The organism is Arthrobacter sp. B1805, from assembly GCF_002929745.1.
In the GTDB taxonomy this organism is placed as follows: Bacteria; Actinomycetota; Actinomycetes; order Actinomycetales; family Micrococcaceae; genus Arthrobacter_D.
This window is the reverse complement of sequence record NZ_PJIQ01000042.1, coordinates 1-2,059: the sequence shown is the minus strand read 5'-3', so window position 1 is coordinate 2,059 and position 2,059 is coordinate 1. Positions and strand designations below refer to the sequence as shown.

The window sequence follows — 2,059 nt, the reverse complement described above, 5'->3', positions numbered from 1 at the left end:
CTCATATCGACCGTGGAACTGTCCGCGTAATCGGTGTTGACCTTAAGGGAGGCGTCGAGCTCATCACCGGAGAACCTTTGTTTGATTCGATCGCGACAACGTTTGAACAAGCCGCTGCAGCACTGGGAGAACTTCGCGCTGAGGTAGACCGCCGGCTCGAATACATGGTTTCCGTTGGTTCCAGAAAGCACGAACCAACGACAGAACAGCCGGCTATTCTGCTGCTGCTTGATGAGTATTCATCCCTTGTGTACACAGCCCCTGACAACAAGGCGAAAACAGCGATTGAGTCTGATTTGAAGCGTGTTCTGTCCACTGGTCGCGCTGCAAGAATCAACGTTCTTGCTCTTGCTCAAGATCCACGTGCTGACTCGATTTTGGCCCGGAGCCTCTTTACCTCGGTGGTCGGCCTCCGCTTTCGCACCAAGGACGACGCCACTTTGGCTCTTGGTGCATCCACATACGATGCCGGGGCGCACTGCGACAAAATCCCTCAGTCTCAGCCCGGAACTGGGTACATGGTTGACGGAGAAACTGGGGCAGTAGTTCGGTTTAGGGCTTTCTGGTGTGATGACCAGGCAATCAAGGATGCTGCTCGACAGTATAGAAAAATGCCACCATACAAGCTCGATATTCCGGCTTAGTCGTGGCAACGGTTTTTCAATGGCAAAGGATGCGAAGCATTCGCGGCAGCATGTTAGCCACTTGACCTGTGCAAAGTTGCCGATAAATGCCGTCCTGAGTGATGCGCGTTTCCGCTCCCCGGCGTGCCTGCACTGGTTGCTACCCGTTGGCGCATAGGTTTTAAAAAAGCGATAGGCCCCCATGCATTAGATGCTTGGGGGCCTTCGACAACCTAAACGCTAGACGTTTCAACGGGACGGCAATCCCTCCGCGTCTATACAGCCTCTGGAGGCTTCTTTAATAATGCTACTGGATCACCCCGACATTCAAGCACCACCGGGGACAAACACGCGGTCAGAGACCTTAGAGCGGCGCTCCAAGCCCGTAGGTGACGACGTGGAGCGGAGCGGGAACGGCGGCGCCGGAGAGGCGCCGGAGGCGCCGCCTTGGTATATCGCGAATAAGTCTTCCGCTTCGACTGCAAATGAGTGGCGCAGGAAGAGATTTGAACGGCGTCAACGCTCCTCAGACTGGCTAATTAGAGGCGCAAGGATGGAAGCCGGGTTACCACCTGTTGCGGCTGCTGGTGAGGGTGCCAAAGCTTCTGAGGACGGATGGATTCGCCCTCCGCGTCCTGCTCGGTGTCGTTGGCGTGTTGCTGAGACTGTGGGCGTCCACCATTCCGGGGACTTGGACACTAACGCTCACTTCTCGGGCCTTGAACGCTGCGCCTCAATCTGGGCGTGCCCTGTCTGCTCTGCGGTGATCCGTGCCGAACGTGCAACTGATATTCAATCGGCAGTTGAGAAGTGGCAGACAGACGAAAATCACCTCGTATTCGTCACCCTGACCATGCGGCACAAGAGAACCGACAAGCTGGCCGTCACCCTGAATGCTGCGCTCAAAGCATGGTCAAAAGTCACCTCCGGTCGCGCATGGGTCAACTTCAAAAATCAGTTCGGCGTTCAAGGATTCGTGCGAGCTGTCGAGGTAACCCTCGGTGAAAATGGTTGGCACCCGCATATTCACGCGCTGCTGTTCACAAACAAGCCAATGACTGCTGACGATCAAGAAGCACTGAGCAGCGCACTTTTCGACCGCTGGGTAAAATATGTGACCTCTTTGGGCGGTGGAATTCCTAGCAAACTTCGGGGCATCGACGTTCGCCCAGCAACCAAAGACGGCAAGGTTGTAGCTCAGTATCTGTCCAAGGTGCAGGAAAAAAACCTGAAGCCAGATCAAGGCATCGGCAAGGAAATGGCGCGGTTCGACTTCAAGACTGGCCGCGGTTTGTCGATGACCCCGTTTGAACTTCTCGACGGTTCCGACAACGACGAAAATTTCATCATCATGAAGCTTTGGAACGAATATGTGGCCGCGACTAAGGGCCGTCGAGCGATCACATGGAGCCAAGGACTCCGCGATTTGGTAGCGC

1 protein-coding gene and 1 pseudogene are annotated in these 2,059 nt (G+C 55.2%); both read left to right on the top strand.

From position 1 onward, the window contains the following. Positions 1 to 644, top strand: a pseudogene (locus CXQ96_RS18545) (hypothetical protein); the annotation flags it as partial. Positions 645 to 1,314: 670 nt separating this feature from the next. After that, on the top strand, positions 1,315 to 2,059 hold a 745-nt coding region (locus CXQ96_RS18225), incomplete at its 3' end, for a protein rep (RefSeq protein ID WP_181036546.1).